The sequence below is a fragment of the Candidatus Paceibacterota bacterium genome (genome assembly GCA_035452965.1).
Taxonomy (GTDB): Bacteria; Verrucomicrobiota; Verrucomicrobiia; order Limisphaerales; family UBA8199; genus UBA8199.
Genome location: DAOTCE010000005.1, coordinates 226,774 through 247,554 on the forward strand (window position 1 = coordinate 226,774; position 20,781 = coordinate 247,554).

At 61.8% G+C, this 20,781-nt stretch carries 16 protein-coding genes; 11 read left to right on the forward strand and 5 right to left on the reverse strand.

Annotated elements, in window-relative coordinates; all coding sequences use genetic code 11:
* The first annotated feature begins 314 nt into the window (after positions 1–314).
* The 3 genes from P5205_07220 (at position 315) to P5205_07230 (ending at position 4,836) form a co-directional block, all read left to right on the forward strand.
* Complete coding sequence (locus tag P5205_07220) at positions 315–575, forward strand: hypothetical protein (protein ID HSA10148.1); 261 nt, start codon at positions 315–317, stop codon at positions 573–575.
* A gap of 99 nt (positions 576–674) precedes the next feature.
* Positions 675–3,980, forward strand: a complete 3,306-nt coding sequence (locus tag P5205_07225) for an autotransporter-associated beta strand repeat-containing protein (protein ID HSA10149.1) — start codon at positions 675–677, stop codon at positions 3,978–3,980.
* A 52-nt stretch (positions 3,981–4,032) separates the two neighbouring features.
* Positions 4,033–4,836: a prepilin-type N-terminal cleavage/methylation domain-containing protein gene (locus tag P5205_07230; GenBank protein ID HSA10150.1), complete on the forward strand. Its 804-nt coding sequence runs from the start codon at positions 4,033–4,035 to the stop codon at positions 4,834–4,836.
* Positions 4,837–5,355: 519 nt separating this feature from the next.
* Here P5205_07230 and P5205_07235 read toward each other — a convergent pair.
* The 3 genes from P5205_07235 to P5205_07245 all read right to left on the reverse strand — a co-directional run bounded on the left by P5205_07235 (position 5,356) and on the right by P5205_07245 (position 11,009).
* Positions 5,356–6,732 carry an alpha-L-fucosidase gene (locus P5205_07235; GenBank protein HSA10151.1) on the reverse strand — a complete coding sequence of 459 codons (1,377 nt, stop codon included), beginning with the start codon at positions 6,730–6,732 and terminating at the stop codon, positions 5,356–5,358.
* Between the two features lie 279 nt (positions 6,733–7,011).
* Positions 7,012–7,779 (reverse strand): sigma-70 family RNA polymerase sigma factor, encoded by a 768-nt coding sequence (locus tag P5205_07240; protein ID HSA10152.1) that lies wholly within the window; start codon positions 7,777–7,779, stop codon positions 7,012–7,014.
* A complete protein-coding gene (locus P5205_07245) occupies positions 7,776–11,009 on the reverse strand; it encodes a serine/threonine-protein kinase (GenBank protein ID HSA10153.1) in 3,234 nt (1,077 codons plus the stop codon). The genes P5205_07240 and P5205_07245 overlap by 4 nt, the downstream gene beginning before the upstream one ends.
* Before the next feature lie 327 nt (positions 11,010–11,336).
* Here P5205_07245 and P5205_07250 point away from each other — a divergent pair, with 327 nt between their 5' ends.
* The 6 genes from P5205_07250 to frr all read left to right on the forward strand — a co-directional run bounded on the left by P5205_07250 (position 11,337) and on the right by frr (position 17,263).
* The gene (locus P5205_07250; GenBank protein ID HSA10154.1) at positions 11,337–12,152 is read left to right on the forward strand and encodes an AAA family ATPase; all 816 of its coding nucleotides are present in this window, start codon (positions 11,337–11,339) and stop codon (positions 12,150–12,152) included.
* Positions 12,149–12,790, forward strand: a complete 642-nt coding sequence (locus P5205_07255; protein ID HSA10155.1) for a hypothetical protein — start codon at positions 12,149–12,151, stop codon at positions 12,788–12,790. The genes P5205_07250 and P5205_07255 overlap by 4 nt, the downstream gene beginning before the upstream one ends.
* Before the next feature lie 244 nt (positions 12,791–13,034).
* Positions 13,035–13,979 carry an aldo/keto reductase gene (locus P5205_07260; protein HSA10156.1) on the forward strand — a complete coding sequence of 315 codons (945 nt, stop codon included), beginning with the start codon at positions 13,035–13,037 and terminating at the stop codon, positions 13,977–13,979.
* Positions 13,980–13,987: 8 nt separating this feature from the next.
* Positions 13,988–14,599, forward strand: a complete 612-nt coding sequence (thpR, locus tag P5205_07265) for an RNA 2',3'-cyclic phosphodiesterase (protein HSA10157.1) — start codon at positions 13,988–13,990, stop codon at positions 14,597–14,599.
* A 196-nt stretch (positions 14,600–14,795) separates the two neighbouring features.
* Complete coding sequence (locus P5205_07270; GenBank protein ID HSA10158.1) at positions 14,796–16,655, forward strand: hypothetical protein; 1,860 nt, start codon at positions 14,796–14,798, stop codon at positions 16,653–16,655.
* A gap of 47 nt (positions 16,656–16,702) precedes the next feature.
* Positions 16,703–17,263 carry a ribosome recycling factor gene (gene frr, locus P5205_07275; GenBank protein HSA10159.1) on the forward strand — a complete coding sequence of 187 codons (561 nt, stop codon included), beginning with the start codon at positions 16,703–16,705 and terminating at the stop codon, positions 17,261–17,263.
* A gap of 65 nt (positions 17,264–17,328) precedes the next feature.
* Here the strand turns inward: frr and P5205_07280 are convergent, their stop codons facing one another.
* Positions 17,329–17,652: a septum formation initiator family protein gene (locus P5205_07280; GenBank protein ID HSA10160.1), complete on the reverse strand. Its 324-nt coding sequence runs from the start codon at positions 17,650–17,652 to the stop codon at positions 17,329–17,331.
* Positions 17,653–17,803: 151 nt separating this feature from the next.
* On the opposite strand from P5205_07280, the gene P5205_07285 reads away from it, so the two are divergent.
* Positions 17,804–18,427, forward strand: a complete 624-nt coding sequence (locus P5205_07285) for a YIP1 family protein (protein ID HSA10161.1) — start codon at positions 17,804–17,806, stop codon at positions 18,425–18,427.
* Here the strand turns inward: P5205_07285 and P5205_07290 are convergent.
* Positions 18,390–19,178: an N-acetylmuramic acid 6-phosphate etherase gene (locus P5205_07290; GenBank protein HSA10162.1), complete on the reverse strand. Its 789-nt coding sequence runs from the start codon at positions 19,176–19,178 to the stop codon at positions 18,390–18,392. The two genes, P5205_07285 and P5205_07290, sit on opposite strands and share 38 nt — an antisense overlap.
* 164 nt (positions 19,179–19,342) lie before the next feature.
* On the opposite strand from P5205_07290, the gene mnmE reads away from it, so the two are divergent.
* Positions 19,343–20,713 carry a tRNA uridine-5-carboxymethylaminomethyl(34) synthesis GTPase MnmE gene (gene mnmE / locus P5205_07295; GenBank protein ID HSA10163.1) on the forward strand — a complete coding sequence of 457 codons (1,371 nt, stop codon included), beginning with the start codon at positions 19,343–19,345 and terminating at the stop codon, positions 20,711–20,713.
* Positions 20,714–20,781 lie beyond the last annotated feature (68 nt).

Here is a 20,781-nt window from a genome sequence, read left to right on the forward strand (position 1 = left end):
AGTCTGGCAGGACGCTTTCGCCGAAAGCGCCGGGGGACGGCGGTTTACGGCGAAACCGCCCTGCCTTCGCTCAAGAGTGGGGCGGCAAGATTCCCGCAAGGCAGGTGTTGACGCCCAAGCCGGCTCCCGATAAGATCGGCACATGCTTGGTGAGCGTAGAAACCAATGCTCCCTCACCCGCCTAGCGCTCCGTAGAAGCCAGCGCTGCGAAAAGCATATCCCTGTCAGTTCAGTTCAACCCATGAGTGGCCCGTGCATTCTTGTGTAGTCCCTTAGTTAGATACAACCGCAACCTAAAACAGATCAAAAACATCATGCAACGCATCGCTTCCAACAGGAAAATCGTCGCCATCCTCGCGACCGTCGGCCTGATGGCCGTAGTGGCCAGAGCAGCTACTGTAACCAATAACTGGATCCACGGAGGCAGCGACTACAAATGGTCCACCGCCGCCAATTGGGACGGCGGCGCGCTCACGGGCCAGGACGTCATTGTGTTCACAAACATCGCTGTCGCAGGCGGGATTGGCAATGGCGGGACGCCCGACAATATTGTGGATCAGAACCAAACGATCTAGGGCTTTTTCGCGCTGCACACGAATGCCCCAGCCGGCCCAGGGCACACCACGCTGATCAACCCCGGGGTCAGCCTGGTCATCACCGGCAGCCTCACAGAGGTGTTTTGGGTCGGTGCCGGCATCGTCATAGATTGGGGCAAGGATGCTATCAACGACACGACCATTTACGGCAACGGTTCGTTGTCGGTCGTGAATCCTGGTGGCGACTTCATCGTGCGCCAGACCTCCGCCAACTCCGGGACGCACCGCGCCACCCTGGATATGTCCGGCCTGGATACCTTCAACGCCTCGGTCAACCGCGTCTCGATCGGGGACACTACCGGATCCGGCAAGAACACAAGGCCGGTGGCGACCGTGATGCTGGCGAAGACCAACTTCATCTCCTGTTTCAGGGGCGCGACGGCCACGGACCTGATTATTGGCCAGGGCCAATCCCAGGCGGGCAATGGCACGCTTTACCTGGGCCAGACCAACGCAATCTTCTCTGACGCTGGCCTGACAGTGGGCCGGCAGAAGTGCACCGCCTGGCTCGGATTTAATACTAACATCGTCATGGAGAATCCTGTCGCCCTGTTTCGCGACAATGCCGGCACCGGCCGCCAGGCCCAATGGCTCATCGGCGAACATGCCACCGGCTCAACGACAACCGGCAACCGAGGCACAGTGGATTTTTCCTACGGCACCGTGGATGCCCTGGTTGATGTCATGTATGTTGGCCGTGGCCAGACCGAAGGCGGGTCGGCGGCGGGCAGAGGCACTCTGTCCTTTACCAATGGCCTCATTGACGTGAACACCCTTTATGTCGGCTTCCAGCGGTCGGCCTTTGCTCCCGGCCAAGGCACCGTGAACGTGGACAACGGCGCCCAGTTGACCGTTAACGGGGACCTTACCCTGGGTCTCACGATAGATGCCGGCGCCCCCAGTACGGGCGTTCTGAACATCGGCCAGACGGTCCCGGGCGGTTCGGTGTGGGTCAAGGGTAACGTGGTGGAAGGGGGAGGCACGGGTGATTACATCTGGCTGACTGGCGGGAGCCTGAAAGTGGGCGGCACCCTCGGCCAGGCTGACAAGCCCTTGCAGAACATGGCCATCAACAACGCCAGCATCACTTTTGACCGCGGCGGGGCAGCCAACCCAACCGCGCCCCTTTGGCATGTAGCCAACTTCAGCGTCACCGGCACAGTCACCAACAATGTCGAGGGCGCCGGGCTGACGCTGGGGCAGTTCCCGCTCATCAGTTGCCCGTTTGGCATCTTCGGGGACGGCTTCAACGCGTTGCAGTTGGGCAGCCTGCCGGGGCGCCTGGGCGGCTACCTTTCGAATAATATTGCCAGCTCCACCGTTGATCTCGTCATCACCACTGACTCCTCGCCGAAATGGAACGGGAACGTCGCGGGCGGCGATTGGGACATCAACGCCACCGCCAATTGGGTGCCCGTTACCGGCGGCGCGCCGATCACCTACTCGGAACCGGAGGTCCCCGGCGACAAAGCGCTTTTCGATGACTCCGCCACCGGCACGACCACCGTGAACCTGACCACGACGCTCTCTCCCTCGAGCGTCACCGTCAACAACCCGTCGAAGAACTACACCTTCACTGGGAGCGGCCGGCTCAGCGGCCCGGGCGCTTTGAACAAGATCGGCGCTGCGATGCTGACCATTTCCAACACGGGCACAAATGACTTCACCGGCCCGGTGGCGATCAACGGCGGCAAGGTCCTGCTCTCCGGCAGCGCCGACCGGCTGCCCACCACCGCAGCGGTCACGCTGGCCGACGTTGGTGGCGCCGCGCTGGATTTGAACGGCCAGAACCAGATGATTGGTTCCCTCTCGGGTGGTGGCGCCAGCGGCGGCAGTGTCTCATTGGGAACCGGGACATTGGACATCAGCGGGAATGGAGGGGTTTATGGCGGTGTCATCAGCGGCGACGGGGCAGTGGTTAAGAGCGGCTCCGGCACACAGAAATTCACCGCGGCCAACACCTACGCCGGCGGAACCATCGTTAGCGGAGGGATGCTGGTCCTCGCCAACCCGGACGGCAGTGGGGTCGGCCCGGGCAGTGTGGTCGTGGGAACCAACGGGTCATTGCGCATCGGCGACGGTGGCGCGAACGGCAGCATCGCCGCGAGCACGATCGTCAACGACGGTTTAGTCGGGCTGGATCGCAGCGACGACCTGACCTGGACGACGCTCATGACCGGTTCCGGCGGTTTCGCCAAGTACAACGTCAACAAGCTGACAGCCTCAACCCCGAACAACTACTCCGGTCCGACCTATATCAATGGTGGGATCCTGCATCTCACCGATTCGGGCGCCCTCGGGACCACCGGGGTGGTTGCCATCGCTAATGGCGCCACGACGGCGCTGGAGCTTCCGGGTGGCATCACGCTCTCCAAGCCGCTAAGCGTATCGCAGAAGCCGTCCGCGGCTGGTGAGGTGCCGGCAATTATCAATCTGGACGGCACCAACATCCTGGCAGGCCCCATCACTGGCGTTGGCGGAGGCACCTATTGGACGTTTCAGAGTGATGCCGGCGTGCTGGTGGTTACAGGGTCGTTCACTGCGGATGCCGGCTCCGGCCAGACGATCCTTCGCGTGATTGGCAATGGTGATTGCGATTGGCAAGGCGATATCATTACTCCTGCCGGCTATCCCGGCACCACTTGGCTGCTAAAGTCCGGCGCCGGCACCTGGACGCTCTCCGGGAACAACAGCCTGAGCGGCAAGGTGAACATCAATAACGGCCGGCTCGTGGTCAACGGCATTTTGTCGGGCAGCACCGGCATCTCCGTCAATGCCGGCACGCTCGCTGGCTCCGGACTGGTGGACGCCCCGGTTAACGTCGGCGGCACGCTGTCCCCCGCCGGAGACTCGATTGGCACGCTGACCATCAACAACTCGTTGACCCTCAGCAATAATGCCGTTGCCGCCGTGCAGGTGTCCCAATCGGCGCATGACCGGGTGACCGGCTTGAGCAGCGTGGCGCTGGGCGGCACGCTCCGCGTTACCGTGACAAACACACTGGTGGGCGGCGAGGCCTTCCGGCTGTTTGAAGCCGCCTCGTACAGCGGCGACTTCGCCAGCTACGAACTGCCCGCGCTGAACAGTCCGCTTTCCTGGGATACCACCTCGGTGCCGGTGGATGGCACGCTGCGCGTGGCGGGTTCGAACAGGCCACAGATCGCGACTGCGACCATACTGCCCGACAACAACTTCCAGTTGAGCGGCACTGGCCCCGCGGATCAGACATACTGGATACTGGCCACATCAGATGTTGCCGAGCCCCTGAGCAATTGGATGCCCTTGACCACCAATACCTTCACGGGAGGGGTGTTCAACTGGACGGACCTTGAGGCAACCAACCACCCGCGCCGGTTTTATCAGGTGGTCATCCCCGCGCCGTGATAGGGATCGCCCGGTGAGCTCCCAAGCGTCCGGTCGCAGTGAACCTCGTCCCATGAGAAGAGCATTCTGTTTTAAGCGCCAGCCTCTGCGGCCGGGGGAGCCGCCTCGGGCGTTCACCCTGATCGAACTGCTGGTCGTCATCGCCATTATTGCCATCCTCGCTGCCCTGCTGCTCCCGGCGCTGGCCCGGGCCAAGGAGAAGGCGTTGCGGATCAGTTGTCTCAACAACACCAAGCAAATCGCCATCGGCAGTCAACTCTACGCGGAGGATGACTCGAAACGCCGGCTGACAGGAACGCTCAAGTACGCTCCCATTGACCAGCAAGGCGATGACGACCTGAATTGGCTGTACGGGTTTGGCGGCAGCTCCCAGAGCTACATCCGGAACGCGAGAACCTTCGTCTGTCCAACCACCAGGAATCAGGTGGAGGTCACCAACAAGTACACAGTCCTGGTGAACGGGCAGGTGCTGGAGAAGTTAAGAGACTTGGACAATAATGCCTCCAACAAGGATGACACCACAGGCCACAGCTACGAAGTGTTTGGTTGCTGGCACAACAGCCCGAGTTACCCGAGAAAGACCCAGAACTCCGTGGTGACGTATGCCCATCAAAAAGGCGCCTTCAAGGGCATGGTCGCAGGTCCCAGCCAGACCTTTATCCTGATAGACATGATGGAACCTCATGCGGATCCCTGGGATCACGAGAACTGGCCCAACCCGTACGACAACCATGGCAAGGATGGGGGCAACGTGGCTTTTGCCGATGGGCATTCGGAGTGGATCGGCAAAGCTAAGTGGAACTACCGCTACGAGTTCTCAGAGGATTCAGGCCGGACCACCAAGCCTTACAACTGACCAATGCAAGCCGGTTTGCCCGGCTGCTACTGCCCGAGAACATCTGCTGGAAACGTCCTGAAGGTTCCTGCTGCCCCTGACTGCGAAGTCACATTTCACCGTCCTTCGTAGAAGGGGTCAGCCCCGCATGGCGGTTAGATAGGCCTCCATTCAGTCCAAGGTGCCGCAACCCACCAAGACAGTCCTATTTCCATGAACCGAATGGCCATCCCGGTGGAAACTGGAGTTGTGTCCAATTTTGAGACAGTGATGCTTCCCGAGCACAGCCCCGACAGCCGGAAATGCCGGGGCGAATACGAGGTGAAGCCCGTGTTATCCCTGTGTGTATCCCATGGGGATCGCTCCCCATGGGATACACACCGTAGTTCCGCTGGATAGGCACCGTTCCATCGCCAGACTTGGCCGGGGCGTGGGGTGCCTCAGGCTTGCGGCGCAGGTCCATAGCCTGCGCCTCTTTCCGCGATAGGGGGTTACACGGAGGATTGAGGAAGAGGGATTCGACGGCTGCCTGCCCTGGATTCAGCGGCTGATGCTCCCCCGTACCTCCAACACGACTACACTGGCGATGGGGTCTGGGGCTGCCACCGGCAGATTGATGGTCAAGCCAGTCTCGTCGCCCGCCATTGAGAGCCTCTTGCCCCCGGCAAGGAGCGTGGCCTTCAGCGGCTTGGCCCGCAGGCCAGGCACCGTGAGCCGGCCATCCCGTGGCCAGTCGAAGACGTGCAGGTAGAGCCGGGTTCTATTGCCGGAGACCCTCTTCTGCGTGCAGCGCCCCCAAGGCAGCTTCTCGAATGGACTGGCTGTAGTGCCATAAATAGACTCGCCGTTTACCTGCATCCAGTTGCCGATCGCGCGCAGCGATTTCACGCTTTGCTCGGGCACGGTGCCGTCGGCTTTGGGACCGATGTTGAGCAGGTAGTTGCCGCCCTTGCTGGCGATATCTACGAGGTTGCGGATGAGGGTCTGGTCGGATTTCCAGGCATGGTCGTGTTCGCTGTAACCCCAGGTGGTGTTGAGAGTCATGCAGGTTTCCCAGTCCACGCCCGGCATGCCGGTATCGGGGATATGCTGTTCGGGGGTGATGAAGTCGCCGTATTTGGGATCGAGCTGTGGCAGGTAACCCTGGGTCCCCATACCGGCCCACCCAGCTTCGCGGCTGCGGTAGAGCCGGTTGTTCATGATAATGTTGGGCCGTTTGGCCCGCACCAATTGCATCAGTTCGCTGGCGCGCCAGGCCTCGTCGCCTTGAAAATCTTGGGAGCTGTAGTCCCACCAGAGGATGTCCACCGGGTAGTTTGAAGCCAGTTCATTGACCTGCTGATGCAGGTAGGCCAGGTACTGGGCATGGTCCCGCTGGCCGTTGGGATACGGCTGGCCCCTGAGTGGATGGGGGAGTTGTTGCGATTTGGCGTAAGCGTATTGGTCGTGGTGCCAATCAATCACGGAATGGTAAAAGCCAACTCGCAGCCCGTCAGCGCGAGCCGCCTTGACGATCTCCTTGACCAAATCGCGATGGAGCACGGCCCCGGCATTGAAGTCGCCGGCTTTGGAATGGTGCAGGGCAAAGCCTTCGTGGTGTTTAGTGGTAAACACAAGATAACGGCACCCCGCTTGCTTGGCCAGGCGCGCCCAGTCGCGGGCAAAATCAGCCCGGGGTTGAAACAATGGCAGGGAGGCTTTGGCGTAAGTTTCCGTATCGGCTTTGACCCGCTGCTGGAGCCACTCCATGCCCCCGCTGGTGCCGACCGCTTTACCCTGCCAGGTACCCGCCAGGCCCGAATAGAGGCCCCAATGCACGAACATGCCAAAGCGCGCCTCGCGCCACCATGCCATGCGGGCGTCGCGTTGAGCTGGGGTTTCGGTGCTCTGGGCCAGGCTCACGGAGGCTGGAGTCACACCGGATAAGCATGCAGCCAGCACAGCCATTGCAGAAAGACCGTAGAGAGTTGTCATTGCGCGCGCCAGAGTCTCGCGGTCACGGTGGCGGAACAAGCACTTTTCCGCAATGGATTCGCCGGCTCACGGAGAGCGGGCATGAAACACGCAGATCGGACTACGTTCGACGCGGAGCAGCGCGCCGAGTGCCCTTTTATTCGACCCTGTCGGCTGCGGGTGAACGATGTGCCAGAGATGCTGGCGGCCGGTGTGAGTGAGGAAGAAGCCCTTGAGGATTGGTCAGGTGTCCGGTTGTGCCAGCACTTCCACCAGGTAACGCAGTTCCTCCTGCACGTGGTTCGGGTCGGCGACGGTTTGCGCAATTTCCGTCCTCACCAGTTCGCGGAAGCGTCGACGCAGGCGATGCACCGCGACCTTGACCGCGCCTTCGGACAGGCCAAGGCGTGCAGCGGCCTCGGCTTGCGACACCGATTCAACGTCGCCCAGCAGCCAGGGTTTGAGCGTCTCGAACTGCTGCGCCTTGTCCGCCGCGTTGAACTCCGCCGCCAGCGTGTCCAGCGCGCGCCCCGTAATTGTCAGCGCCCATTGGCGGTCAAAGAGCGCGTCGGGTGCCGGGCCGGCGGGGTCAGGAATTTGCAGAGTTGTGGTGGTAGTGTGTGCGGCGTCACCCGCGTCGATGGAGATGGGCGCCTGGCCGCCGCCACGCTTCTGTGCCTGCATTCGGTCGAGCTGGTTGGCGAGGAAGTGTTTGACCGCGCCGAGCAGGAAGGAGCGGAACCGGCCGCGACCCGGCTCCACGGTGTCCAGCCCGTGCTGCGCCAGCAGGCGGGCGAAGAACTCGTGTGTGAGGTCGCGCGCCGCTTCTTCATCGCGCACCGTGCAACGAACGAATGCCAGCACCGGCGCGTAATACGACTCGCACAACTCGCTCAGCGCCGCCTGCGCCGCGGCCGATTCGCCGCGCGCCCGCAGCACGAGCGTCCAGCGGGTGGGCGCGAATCCCGCCGGGCGCGGCGTCGAGTCGGCTGATGAGGTCTCCTCGCTCATTTGTCGATGGGCCACTCCCTGATGGCCTTGACCGCCTCTGCCGTTGTCCAGCCGGGCCCGACCTCGGCGACATAGTTGGGGCTCCCCAGCTCTGAAGGGTTGATCCGCAGCGGAGTATGTTCTAGTGGCTCGAGAAAGATGCGCAGTTCAATTCCTGAGCGGTCAGGAGCGGGCTTGCCGCCGGGTCCCAGATGATCCGCCAGGCGCACGATGCCCTGGCGGCCGGGACCAACGACCAGTTGCGTGGGTAATTCCACAGCGCGGTAACGCGGTTCGCCGGGGAAGCGCGAACTGCAATCCTCTTCGCCGAAGAAATTCACCGTCCACTGCACCTCATTGGCTGCATTGGTAGCGGGGGCTCCGGTGAGGCTGGTGCAGATTAAGGCGAAGTCTGCATTGATAGAAGCGACGCCCACTTTGAAGTAGCCACACAGGCCGGGCCAGACTTCTGGCACGCCATTGGTCCAGCGGACAAAGAGCACGCGGGCCAGATAGTGCGCCGGGAGGAGGCACCGAAATCGGGAGGCCATGAAAGCATTCTCCGGTGCGCGAGGAAACGGCGTCGTCAGGAGCACCACGTTGGTGCCTGGGTCGGGTCGCTCGACTGGCCACTCTCTGCCGGCTGTGGAGGGCCTGCTGCGGCTGGTGTCGCGCGAGGAGGCCCGTTGGCTGGAACTCCACCATCCGGCTATGCAAACCAGAAGCACGGCAACCACCAATATCGGGTAGAGCAGGACCACGCGGCGGCTTCCGCGCCCTCCTCCGCCATCGGCAGCCGCCGGCTCGGGTGCCGGAGGATCATCGCTGGTGACCGCGTCCAAATCGCCGCGCTTCAAGGCACGGTCGGCCCTGATGAAGCCCGCGCCGGAGAAGAGCGTCGCCGCCAGGAGGACACCCGTGGTGATGGCCATAATCGGCCATACGAATCGAGGCGGATGCCAGCCAGTCATGCCGGGCATCACGAACCAGGCAATGAACCAGGCCGCCATGAAAAGGAAGAACACCGGCCAGCCTTTCCTCCCCCATGCCCTCTGTGCCTGCACGGTCAGCCGCTCCGGTTCGGTGAAGTGCGGCGCCGAGCCGGTGGCCGCGACGACGGCCTTCTTCACGAGCTCGAACCAGCGGCCCACGCAGTCGTTGATGCGCGCCGGGTTGTCTGCGCTGGGTTCCACCGGCGTCAGGTGCACGGTCTGCAACTGACCTTCGCGGCGAAAGGTCACGGAGAGGAAGTTGATGCGGGCGTATTTCATCACCCAGGGCGTGGTCCACATCTGGAACTGGCCGATGCTGAGATCGTGGATGTCCTTGAGCGGGATGGTGATGGCGCTGCGCCAGGTGCTGGTGAACGTGAGGGCCTCGGCGTCCAGCGCCAGCTCGCCCCGGCAGGTGAAGACGCGCGCGGCGGCGCTGGGAAAGCAGTCGCGCATCCTGGCCGGGGTGTTGAAGTAACAGGTCGCTCGGGCTTCGCATACGGCGGTGGCTGACGCGCTTGCGCTTTGACTACTTGGGCCCGCCGGCGGCATTCCCGTGCTGTGGGAATGGCCGTGCCGGGGCAGTAGACTCGCGGGTGGCTCGCTGGGGCATGTCCTCTGGCGGAGGTCCAGGTTTTGGCGCAGCCGCCAAAGACGGATTCTTATGACTATGAAGGCCACCAGCGCCTGACCGCACACCACCCAGAAGATAAACCAGCCGCCCGTGGTATCGTCAGTTGCCGGCAGCGTGTGCCGTCGCACCAGGATCGTCACTACGGCTACTGCCCCGGCTGCAACAGCGATTGGCAGCCCGATCTTAATAGCGCGCCACAGGGCATCAGGGGGATACGAGCCTGGCAATTCCGCTGGAGCTGGCCCGCGCGGCGCTTGACCGGTCCGGGCAATTACCGCTTCACGCACCGCCTGCAAGCAGTCGGCGACGAGTGGATTTGTTTCCCATGGCAATGATATCCCGCTTCGAATGCAGGGCGTGAAGAGCAGTGTCCGGGGCTGGCCGGCTTGCTCAAATCTCACCGCCAGGAAGTCGAGCCGGAGCGGCTTTGCCAGCCGCGAGTAGTGGCCGATGCCGAGTTCGCGGATGTCCCGCAGCGGGATGACGGTGGATTGCCAGCCTTTGTCAAAGGTCAGATACTCCCCGTCGAGCCTGAGTTCGCCCTTGCCCGTGTAGATATAAAGAAACTGGCCGGTGAATGTGCCCAGGTGCTCCGGTGTGGAAATGTAGCAGGGGATACGACGCTCGGAGGTAGCCGGACTGGGGCTGGGCTTCGCTGTTGCGGCCTGCCCGGGCAGTACCGCCGGAGACGAGGCAATCGCTTCCACGCTGGTTTTGACTTCGCCGGCAGTGCGGAAGCGCTTCTCCCGTTCCTTCTCCAGCGCGTGAAGCACAACCTCATCGACACGCGGGTCCGCAGTGCTCTTGGTCGAGGGCGGCGCGAAGCGGCCGATGGGCAGCTCGCCCGTGAGCATCTCATAGAAAACTACGCCCAGCGAATAGATATCCGCGCGCTGATCCACGTCTTGAGGATGCTCCAGTTGTTCCGGCGCCATGTAATGCGGCGTGCCGATGGCATGGCCGCTTGCTGTGAGCGTAATCTTCTCCTTGGTCTCTCCGAGCAGCTTGGCGATGCCGAAGTCGGCGATCTTCACCCGCCCCCGCGTATCCAGCAGGATATTCTCCGGCTTGATGTCGCGGTGGAGGATTCCCTCGTCGTGGGCGAACTGCAGGGCCTCGCATATCTTCGGCACAAGCATCATCGCTTGCTGCGGCGTGAAGCGGCCGGCTTGCATGGCCTGACGCAAATTGACGCCATCCACGAACTCCATGAGCAGGAAGAAGAAGCCGCCCGACTGGCCAAAGTCGTAGACCGTGACGATGCTCGGGTGGCTGAGCCGCGCCAGCACACGGGCTTCGCGGTTGAAGCGTTCAGCAAAGGCCGGGTCGGCGGCGAGCGATTGCGGCAGGAGCTTGAGCGCGACCAGGCGATCCAGTCGTGGCTGGCGCGCCTTATAGACCACCCCCATGCCGCCCTGGCCGATGAGTTCGAGGATCTGTAGCTGCGGGAATGCGGCGGCGACTTCCTCAATGGGCGGCGGGGAGCTTTGCGTGGCGGCTTGGCCGGCCTCGGTCGGAGTGGAAACAGCCGCCAGGAGACACTTCGGGCAAAGGCCCTGAGGCGCGTCAGCCCGCAGCGGCGCCTGACATTTGGGGCAGCGATTTGGCACTGGCTCAGTATTCATACTGCCGGTTTCCTGAGGAATTCGTTGGCGGAGGTTACACGCAATCGGCAGGTGGCTGCCATAGCGGAATTGGAAAGGCTGGGCAATTGAGGCTGAGAGCGTCGGAACGGCCGCTGGTATGTTCTGTGTGGGCGCGTTCTGGATCACTGGGGTATCGGTTAGCTCCTTTCTAAGGTTTTGGCCGATTGCGACCAAATGAAACTCCCCGGCACTAGCGGCCTTTGTATTACACGGAGATAACCGTCCTCCTTTGAGACACCTGCCCGCCAGGCCCCGCAGGATGCGTCCATTTGGGGCTTCAGGCACCGTTTGTGCTGCAAAAACGGCGTGTACTTGGACTACTATGGCCTGACCGAGCCGCCGTTCGACATTACGCCGAATCCGCGGTTCCTCTTCTACAGCGCCAAGCACCGGGAGGCTTACAACCACTTGCTCTTTGGCATCCGTGAGCGCAAGGGCTTCGTTCAGATGACGGGCGAAGTCGGCGCCGGCAAGACCACGCTGTGCCGCGCGATGCTCGAGCAACTGGACAAACACTACTCCACTTGCCTCATCCTCAACCCGATCCTGAGCGCCGACGAACTGGTCAAGTTGGTTGCGCAGGAATTCTGCCTCCCCGTCAATGGCCTGGACCGGTTGGACACCCTTGCGGTCATCAACAACTTTCTGCTGCATCAGGTCGAACTTGGGAAGGAAACACTGTTGATCATTGACGAAGCGCAGGACCTGACCGATGAACTGCTCGAGCAGGTTCGCTTGCTCTCCAACCTGGAGACGGACGACCGCAAGCTGCTGCAAATTATTCTGTTCGGCCAGCCGGAACTGCGCGACCGGCTGAACAACCCCCGGCTCCGTCAACTCCGCCAGCGCATCACCGTGCGCTACCATCTGCCGCCGCTCAGCCGCTGCGAAGTTACCCAATACGTTCGGCACCGAATCCATGTTTCCGGCGGCAACGGCACACCCTGTTTCACCCGCGCGGCGTTGTGGCGGATCCATCATTACAGCCAGGGCATTCCGCGGTTGGTGAACGCGGTTTGCGACAAAGCCCTGCTGGCGGGCTTTGTTCATCAGCGCGAGCAGATTGATTTTCGAATGGTCGGCCAAGCCATCCGCGAACTCGAAGGAAACGTCAACGCATGAGTCTAATCAACGATGCCCTGAAGCGGGCCAAAGAAACGCAACAACAAGTCCCCCTGCCTCCGCCTGATCTGCCGCTGCGTCCGGTTGAACCCGGGCAACAGCGCGCCCGGCACAGCCTCGGCCTGCTGCTGCCGGTCGCATTGGCCGTTGTCGCCCTGCTTGGGCTGGCGTTTGTCTGGCAATGGGCGCAGAGTATTCAGGCGTCAAAGCCAAACGAAGTGGCCGCGCGCACCGCGCCCGCCCCGGGTGTCACAACCGCGGCACCAGCGGTCCCGACTGCGATAAACGCCGAACTTCCCGCGCCCGCTGCGGCGCTTCCTCCCGATGAGGCTCCCGAGCCAGTTTCGCCCGTCACGCCGGCAAGCATCGTTGTCGAACCAGCTAATTCTGTGGTCGCCGATGCCCCGGTAATCGAGCCTACCAACGCCACGCCGGTAGTGGTGCCTACCCCCCCCAAGCCCGCTCCGCTGCGACTGCAGGGGATTTTGTTCAATCCCAAGCGTCCTTCGGCCATGATCAGCGGCAAGACTGTCTTTGTCGGTGACCGAATCCGTGACCTTCGTGTGATGGCGATAGACAAGGAAAGTGTCTCGCTGTCCGGCGCGGGCACAACCACCGTTCTGAGCCTGATCGACTAACGCGCGCACCGCGCGCACGTGACATGGTGGGGTGGTCGCTCCGAGACGACCGCACGAAGGTCACCTCGGCGAGCGGACCCTGCCAACAACACGCAGCGGAGATCACAGCCGCCTATTCCCGTCTCAGCGAGTTGGGTTATGTGCCTTCACGCTGGCGGCTACGATGTGAATCTGCCTTGTTCATGCCGTCGGTTTTCACTTGGCGAAGAGCGGGGGCTATTCTAGGTTCAGCATTCTTGGGCATATGCAATCCATTCCACTGGGAGTCAGTTTACTGAGGAGCAGTCGGTTGGCCTATGGTTGCTGGCGGGTGGCGGGAACCTGGAACCCGGCCGAGGTTACCCCCGCAAGCCGGGCGGCGGGGCGGCGCGCGATTATCGCCGCATATGAAGCCGGCTACACACTATTCGATAACGCGGACATATACTGCCACGGGGAAACGGAGCGCATTCTGGGCGAGGCGCTCAGGGAGGTGGCGGGCATGCGCGACCGTGTTGTGATTGTGACCAAGGGAGGCATACGCCCGGCCGGGGACCCTGATCCTGACGCACCCGCACGCTACGACTTCTCCGCTCCTCACCTCATCAACGCTTGCGAGCAGTCGCTGCGGCGGTTGGGGATAGAGATGATTGACCTTTACCTGCTGCACCGGCCGGACTTCCTGGCTGATCCGGAGGAAGTGGCCCAGGCGTTTAGGAAGCTGAAGGCCGCGGGCAAGGTGCGCTACTTCGGCGTCAGCAACTTCCGCCCGCTGCTGGTCACCGCCCTCCAGGCCGCTTGCCCGATGCCGCTGGTGGCGCATCAGGTCGAGATCAGCCTGGCGAAGCTGGACGCTCTCACCGACGGCACGCTGGATCAGTGCATGATTGAGCGGATTACTCCCATGGCCTGGAGCCCGCTCGCCGCTGGCTTGATGGGCGACGGCGCCAACCGCCGTTTGCCATCCCAGCAAACCTACTGCGCCAAACGGTTCCTGCCCGAGTTGGACGCCATCGCCCAGGCGCGGGGCGTCAGTCGCGTTGCGGTATCGCTTGCGTGGTTGCTCAAGCACCCGGCCAGAATCCAGCCCATCGTTGGCACCACCAACCCGGAGCGGATTCGCGCCGCCGCCACGGCCGACGGGTTGGAGTTGACACGCGAAGAATGGTACCGCCTGCTCATCGCGGCGCGTGGCGAGCCGATGCCTTGAGAAATCCCATGGCCGACAGCGAACGATTCCGGTTGTTCATCGCGGTGGGGATTCCAGACGGAATCAAATCAAAGATCGAGGCTGCTCAGGCGGAGTTGCGCCGTGTGTTGCCGGCGCGCAATGTCCGTTGGACCCGGCGTGAACAGTTCCACCTTACGCTTAGGTTCCTGGGGGATGTGGAGGCGGCGCGGGTGGACTCGCTGGGGGAAGCGATGCGCAGGGCATGCCACGGCTTTGAGCCTTTGCGGCTGCGCGGCGAGGGCGTTGGGTGCTTCCCGGAACACGGGTATCCACGCGTCCTCTGGACCGGCGTGCGCGATGAAGAGGAGCAGTTGCCACGGCTGCACGCGGCGGTGGAACTCGCAAGCCGGGGTTTCACGACCGAAGCCAAGGAAGAACGCTTCACTGGCCACGTGACGCTGGCGCGCATTAAGGGCATTAAACGCGCTGAGGCAGAGGCGTTGAGCGGGGTGGTGGCAGGCATGAAGGACCGCCTTTTTGGCCATTGGACAGCGTATAAGATCGAGCTAATGCGGAGCGAACTCTTACCGCAGGGCGCCCGGCACACTCCGCTGGCGACGATTGCGCTGACCGAATCGCCCGCCAGCGCGTATGCATGAAGCTGCCGGGGGAGCGCGAGCATCTTGACCGCTTTGCGGATGGCGGACCAGACCAGCGGGCCAGATGCCCGCGCGCCTTCAGGCATACGCGCTAATCGCCCGCTAATTTGGCCTGATTTGGCTTGATTCATTTCCGACGGTGGGCAAGCTGTCGTTTTGCTGCGAGTGAACTAAACGATTACAACGACCATACCCTATGAGTGATACATCCAACCGGCGATCCGAAGAATTCCTCAAGATCAGCGACCAATTCCAGCTCGGCGTTCTGACAACCGAATCCTCCCACCCCGTCACGGCGAATTTAAGCGAAACTGCCAAAGGTGACGTGAGTGCGGGGCTGGGGCTGTTGTTCGAGGCGGACAGGGACAATGTCCGCAAGTACCAGGAGTTTGTGGAGTCAGGCCGGGCGCGGGGTATTGCAGACACGGTGCTGCGCGTGGTAAAGGGCGGCGGGAAGGTGTTTTGTACCGGCTGCGGTTCCACCGGGCGGCTGAGCATCCAACTGGTGTCCATCTGGCGCGACTTCTGGCAGAAGCAGGCTGCGCGCGGTCTGAAGTGCTCGCCGTCGGCGGAGGAGTTTGAGAACCGTGCGTTCAGTGTTATGGCCGGTGGGGATTTCGCCCTCATCAAATCGGTGGAGGGTTTCGAGGACTTCACGGAGTTCGGCAAGAAGCAGATCGGCGACCTCGGGGTGTCGGCCAAAGACGTGGTCTTCGCTATCACGGAGGGCGGCGAGACGTCGTTTGTGATCGGCACCGCCTGGAAGGGCTTTGAGGTCGGCGCCAAGGTCTATTTCGTCTATAACAATCCCGACGACATTCTCTGCAAGCACGTCAAGCGCAGCCGCGAAGTCATCCAGGAGCCGCGCATCGAGAAGATCAACCTGACTACCGGCCCGATGTCCATCACCGGCTCGACTCGCATGCAGGCGACGACCATTGAGCTCTGCGTGATGCTGACCGTGCTGGAAATGGTGCTGCGCGATCTGATGAAGGAACTGGAGCCCAACGGCCCATGCGCGCTGGACTCGAATTCCGTGCCGGCCGAGTTCCTGCGCAAACTGACCGAGATGCATGGCAACCTGATCGCACCCGAATTCCGGTCGCAGCTTGCCAAGGCCGTGTCGCTCGAAGAGTCCGTTTACCGGTCCAAGCACAAGAACAATTACTACGCCGACCGTTTCGGTATTGATGTGCTGACGGACACCACCGAGCGCTCGCCGACTTATTGCTCGCCACCATTCCGCAAATTCGATGATACGACGGCAACCGAGTCGTGGTCGTTCCTGTTCATGCCTTACGCGGATACGCCGAAGGCCTGGGAGCGGATCATCAAGCGTCAGCCCAAGTGCGTGGAATGGACCGAGCAGGAGGTCCGGGCGCTGGTGAGTGAGGACAAAGTGGCGCGCACCTACGAAATCGTGCGTAAGATCAGCGCCGCAGAGTTGATGAGGTTCAAGGTTGGCCTGGACGGCTTGAAATATCGGCCGCTGGGCGAGGGCGACAGTGCGGTGGGCATCGTTTCCGAGACCGAGAAGGCCTCGTTACTTGCCCCGGACGGTTTTCATCGTCGGCAGCTCGAAGCCGCGCAGCAGGTTGGCGCACAGATCGGGTTAATCTTCATTGGGCGCAATGAGTCCTTCCGGGAGATCAACGACTTCGTCTCCAAGTGGAACCCTCAGTGCGTTAAAGTGCTGGTGCCGGTGCCGGCCGCGGACTTCCTGTTGGACGGCGTGACACGCGTGGGCCTCAAAATGATGCTCAACGCCCTCTCGACCTGCACCATGGTGCGATTGGGGCGGGTGATGGGTAATTACATGATCTGGGTCGTGCCCAGCAACCTGAAACTCATTGACCGCTCGACTCGCTACATCCAGCGACTTACGGGCCTCGACTACCAGGCAGCCAACCAATTACTGTTTGAGGTCGTCGAATATGTCGAGCCGCGAATGAAAGCCGACCAGGCTTATCCGCCGGTAGTCGGCGTGTCCGTGATGCGGGTCCGACATAAGCTCAGCAACGAGGAAGCCGAGAAGCGACTGATGGCGGAGCTGTAAGTTGGGCTATACACGTTCGCCGGATCTTACTACGCTTCGGGGCACCTATGACACTCGACGACTTTCTACTTGATGCGGAAGACAAGATGAGCAAGACCGAGCAGGTGGTCGTGAAGGAGTTTGCCGGTGTGCGCACCGGCAAAGCCTCGCCCGCGTTGGTCGAGAACATCCTTGTGGAGGCTTATGGCTCGCAAATGCGCATTCGCGAACTTGCTGGTATCACTACCCCCGAACCGCGCACCCTGACAATCCAGCCCTGGGACGCCAACTCGCTGCATCCGATCGAGAAGGCCATTCTCAAGAGCAACCTGGGGCTCACGCCGTCCATTCAGGGCAAGGCCATTAGGCTGTTCTTCCCCGAACTCAGCGAGGAACGGCGCCAGGAATTCGTGAAGATCGTCCGCAAAATGGCCGAGGACGGGCGCGTGGCCATCCGCCATGTGCGGCGCGACACCTTGGACCAACTGAAGAAACACACCCACGATAGCGGTGTAACCGAGGACGACGTCAGGCATGCCGAGAAGGAAGTGCAGAAGCTGACGGACGAGTACATCGGCAAGATTGACCTCCACGTGGCGCACAAGGAAAAAGAAATCATGACCGTATAGGGCGGGGGATTGCCGGGACAATGGGGCGGCGGGCAGTGCCGGCATGTGCGGCCCTATCGGACGACTCAGCGTTTCGAAGCGCTGTTGGTCCGGGGTTCTTCGAAGCGAACGACGGTTTCTCCTGGTTTGGCGTAACCCAATGTCTCTCGGGCCAGCCGTTCCACGGCCTTCGGATCGAAGCGCAAGGCGTCAATGGAGGTGTGCAATTGCCTGGCGGTTTCCTCATGCTCCCGTATCATTTTCTGGAGCCGGTAGACTTCCTTCCGCATCCGTTGATTCTGCTTGATAAGGGGCAGATACCAAAATCCGACCAGTAGAACGCCAGCCACAAAGACGAGAAAGATCACCACTGGGGTCAGCCTGTCCCAGATACTAAGGTTCACTTTCATCGCGCTGAGTTAAACACGCGTCACGCGCGAACGGAAGCGAATAAATGCGCGCGCGACAGCACGTCACAGCGCGCTGGTTAGGAACGAACCACGACGTGGGCTCTCTATTCGCTTGTCAGGCGGCGAGCCGCCCGGTAAGACTAGACTCAGGATGATCAAAACGCTGCTGCTAATTATTGAGCCGGCCACGACTTGGGAGGGCATCTCCCGTGCCCGGCGCAGCGTGCCTTTTGTCCTGGTCGCGTTTCTGTTGCCACTATTGTTGCTCGCGTCGGTTGGGGAGGGCTACGGGCTGGTCAACTGGGGAAAGTGGCAGGATTTTGGCCGCCTGAAGAAATTCTCGGCGGCCGAAGCCTTAGTGGTCCAAACTGCTCAGATCGTGCTTTCGCTGGTTGTTGTGCTTATGGGCGCCTACTTCCTCAAGTTGGTGGGTGAGACGTTCTGCGGCCGGCATTCGTACGCGCAAGCTTTCGCTACGGTCGCTTACAGCCTGAGTCCGCTTTTTCTGCTGCGCCTGCTGGATGCATTTCGCGGGATTTCACCTTGGGTGAGCTGGGCGATTGGAATTCTGCTGTCTATCGGGGTGCTGTATCATGGGTTGCCGCGGATGATGGAGACTGACCCGGCGCACGCTTTTGGGCAGTTCTTCATGAGCGCCCTGCTCTTGGTGCTGGTCACCGGCTTGGTGCGGTTTGCCACCGCTGCCTACTTGCAGGGGAAGTTCACCAAGGTTCAGGTCATTGTTTCCGACTTGGCCGCGCAATTGCCTTTCTGACGATCCAACTGCGGCGCTTCAGTATCGCCAGCGCCGCCTCGTAATCCTGCCCCGTCAGTTCTTGCACGATGCGCACCGCACGGCCCCGCAGCTTTACGTTCGAGGGGTTCAAATCGATCATCAAATTGCTCCGCACTTTGCCCAGGCGCACCATCGAGAGTGTGGTGAGTAGATTCAAGAGCAGCTTCGTCGCCGTGCCCGCCTTCAGGCGGGTCGAGCCAGTCAACAACTCAGGCCCGAGGCTGGGAGCAATGACGATGTTGGGCCGCAACGCACGCGGTATCTCCAGAAAAGGGTTGAAGCACACCAAAGCGGTGGTTGCCCCACGCCGTTTCGCCTCTCGTAGCGCGCCCCAGACAAATGGCGTGGTGCCGCTCGCCGCGATGCCTACTACCACGTCCTGGCGGTTGATGCCGCGTGCCTTGATGGTCCGGACGCCGGCCCTCACGTTATCCTCCGCGCCTTCAACCGACTGCCACAGCGCCTTCTGTCCGCCTGCCACGATGCCTTGAACCAAGTCTGGTGAGGTGCGGAATGTGGGTGGGCATTCGCTGGCGTCCAGCACCCCCAGCCGTCCGCTGGTGCCCGCGCCGACATAGAACAACCGGCCACCGCTCCGAAACGCACGCACAATCGCCCGGATGACCAACTCTATGCGGCGATGTTCGTTCAGCAACTTTCTTGGTACGCGGGCTTCCTCGGAGAGCATCAGCGCGATCGCCTTTCTGAGGGAGAGTTTGTCCAGGTTCATAGACCGGCGGTGGCGCTGTTCGGTTGGGGATGGTTTTGCCGACCGCACGAGTTCCTTGTTGCCCAAATATCTCTCGTCTGACGTCTTTGGATCGCCCATCATCGGTGCCACTATTGATCAAGCCTGCGGCTTTTCAAAGCCTGAAGTGCAAAAGCGGAAACCAAATGCTGGACGACACCATAGCTGCAATTGCGACGCCGCTCGGCGAAGGCGGTCTGGCCGTGATCCGCATTTCCGGCCCGCAGGCGCTCGCAGTGGCCGATCGCTGCTTCCTCCCGGCGCGTGAAAATGCCGTGAAGCCGTCAGTCGCGGCGACCCACACCATTCATCTTGGTCATATTGTGAGCGACGGGCAGAAGGTGGACGAGGCGATGCTGGCGGTGATGCGCGCCCCGCGCACCTTCACGCGCGAACATGTGGTCGAAATCACCTGCCACGGCGGCATCCTGGCCACGAAGCTGGTGCTGGATGCGGTGCTTGCGGGCGGCGCCCGGCTGGCTGAACCCGGTGAATTCACACGCCGCGCCTTTCTTAACGGGAGAATTGACCTGGCGCAGGCCGAGGCTGTCTCCGACCTGATCCATTCGCGCACCGAGTTGGCGTTGCGTGCCGCCAACGAGCAACTCGCTGGCAGTCTCTCCCGGCGAATCGGCGAACTGCGCGACCAGATGCTCGAAACGCTTGCCCACGTCGAGGCGCACATTGACTTCCCCGAAGAGGACATCGCGCCGGATACCCGCAGCCGGCTCGTTGCGCGGCTTGAACGCGGCGTTGCCTTCATGGACGAGCTGCTGCGCACTGCCGGCGAGGGGCGAATCCTCCGCCGTGGCGTCCGAGGTGCTATTATCGGTCGGCCAAACGCCGGCAAGTCCAGTCTTCTCAATCAGCTCCTTGGCAGCGACCGCGCCATCGTTTCCGCCATTCCTGGAACTACCCGCGACACCATCGAAGAAACTACGAATATCCGCGGGCTGCCGGTCATGCTCGTGGACACCGCGGGGTTGCGCGAGGTCGACGACGAGATCGAAGCCGAGGGCGTTCGTCGCAGCCGCGAGGCCCTGCAACAGGCGGAGTTTGTCTTGCACGTGTTGGACGCGTCCGAGTTGCTGACACGCGCTGACGAGAGTTGTTTGGCGGAGTGCTCGGGTAAGAAATGTGTCTTGGTTCGGAACAAGATTGACCTGCCGGTCCGGCTGCAATTGCCACCAGGCCTAAGTGCCCCAGTAGTGGACGTTTGCTGCCTGACCGGGCAGGGAATTGAGCCGCTCAAGGACGAGATGAAGAAGTTGGTGTGGTCCGGCGAAATCAGAGCCGAGATGTTGCAGGTAATGATCAACTCGCGCCACCAAGATGCGCTCAACCGCGCGCGGGCTGCCACCCTGCGCGCGGTAGAAGACCTATGCGCCGCCCAGCCCCTTGAGCTCCCCGCCCTGGACCTGCGTATCGCAGTCAATGCAATTGGTGAAATTGTCGGCCAGACTACTACCGACGACATCTTGGATACAATCTTCAGCCAGTTTTGCATTGGCAAATAGGCGGGGCCATTTACAGGGCATGCCGTGAGCCCTCAAGTAGCGGGGGCGATTCGCACAGGGACTGCCCC

Coding starts and splice junctions, on each gene's coding strand:
- P5205_07240 (HSA10152.1), bottom strand. CDS start 7,779: ATGAGCGAGGAGACCTCATCAGCCGACTCGACGCCGCGCCCGGCGGGA.
- P5205_07270 (HSA10158.1), top strand. CDS start 14,796: ATGAGTGATACATCCAACCGGCGATCCGAAGAATTCCTCAAGATCAGC.
- P5205_07290 (HSA10162.1), bottom strand. CDS start 19,178: ATGAACCTGGACAAACTCTCCCTCAGAAAGGCGATCGCGCTGATGCTC.
- P5205_07285 (HSA10161.1), top strand. CDS start 17,804: ATGATCAAAACGCTGCTGCTAATTATTGAGCCGGCCACGACTTGGGAG.
- P5205_07220 (HSA10148.1), top strand. CDS start 315: ATGCAACGCATCGCTTCCAACAGGAAAATCGTCGCCATCCTCGCGACC.
- P5205_07280 (HSA10160.1), bottom strand. CDS start 17,652: ATGAAAGTGAACCTTAGTATCTGGGACAGGCTGACCCCAGTGGTGATC.
- P5205_07230 (HSA10150.1), top strand. CDS start 4,033: ATGAGAAGAGCATTCTGTTTTAAGCGCCAGCCTCTGCGGCCGGGGGAG.
- thpR (HSA10157.1), top strand. CDS start 13,988: ATGGCCGACAGCGAACGATTCCGGTTGTTCATCGCGGTGGGGATTCCA.
- P5205_07245 (HSA10153.1), bottom strand. CDS start 11,009: ATGAATACTGAGCCAGTGCCAAATCGCTGCCCCAAATGTCAGGCGCCG.
- P5205_07260 (HSA10156.1), top strand. CDS start 13,035: ATGCAATCCATTCCACTGGGAGTCAGTTTACTGAGGAGCAGTCGGTTG.
- P5205_07255 (HSA10155.1), top strand. CDS start 12,149: ATGAGTCTAATCAACGATGCCCTGAAGCGGGCCAAAGAAACGCAACAA.
- mnmE (HSA10163.1), top strand. CDS start 19,343: ATGCTGGACGACACCATAGCTGCAATTGCGACGCCGCTCGGCGAAGGC.
- frr (HSA10159.1), top strand. CDS start 16,703: ATGACACTCGACGACTTTCTACTTGATGCGGAAGACAAGATGAGCAAG.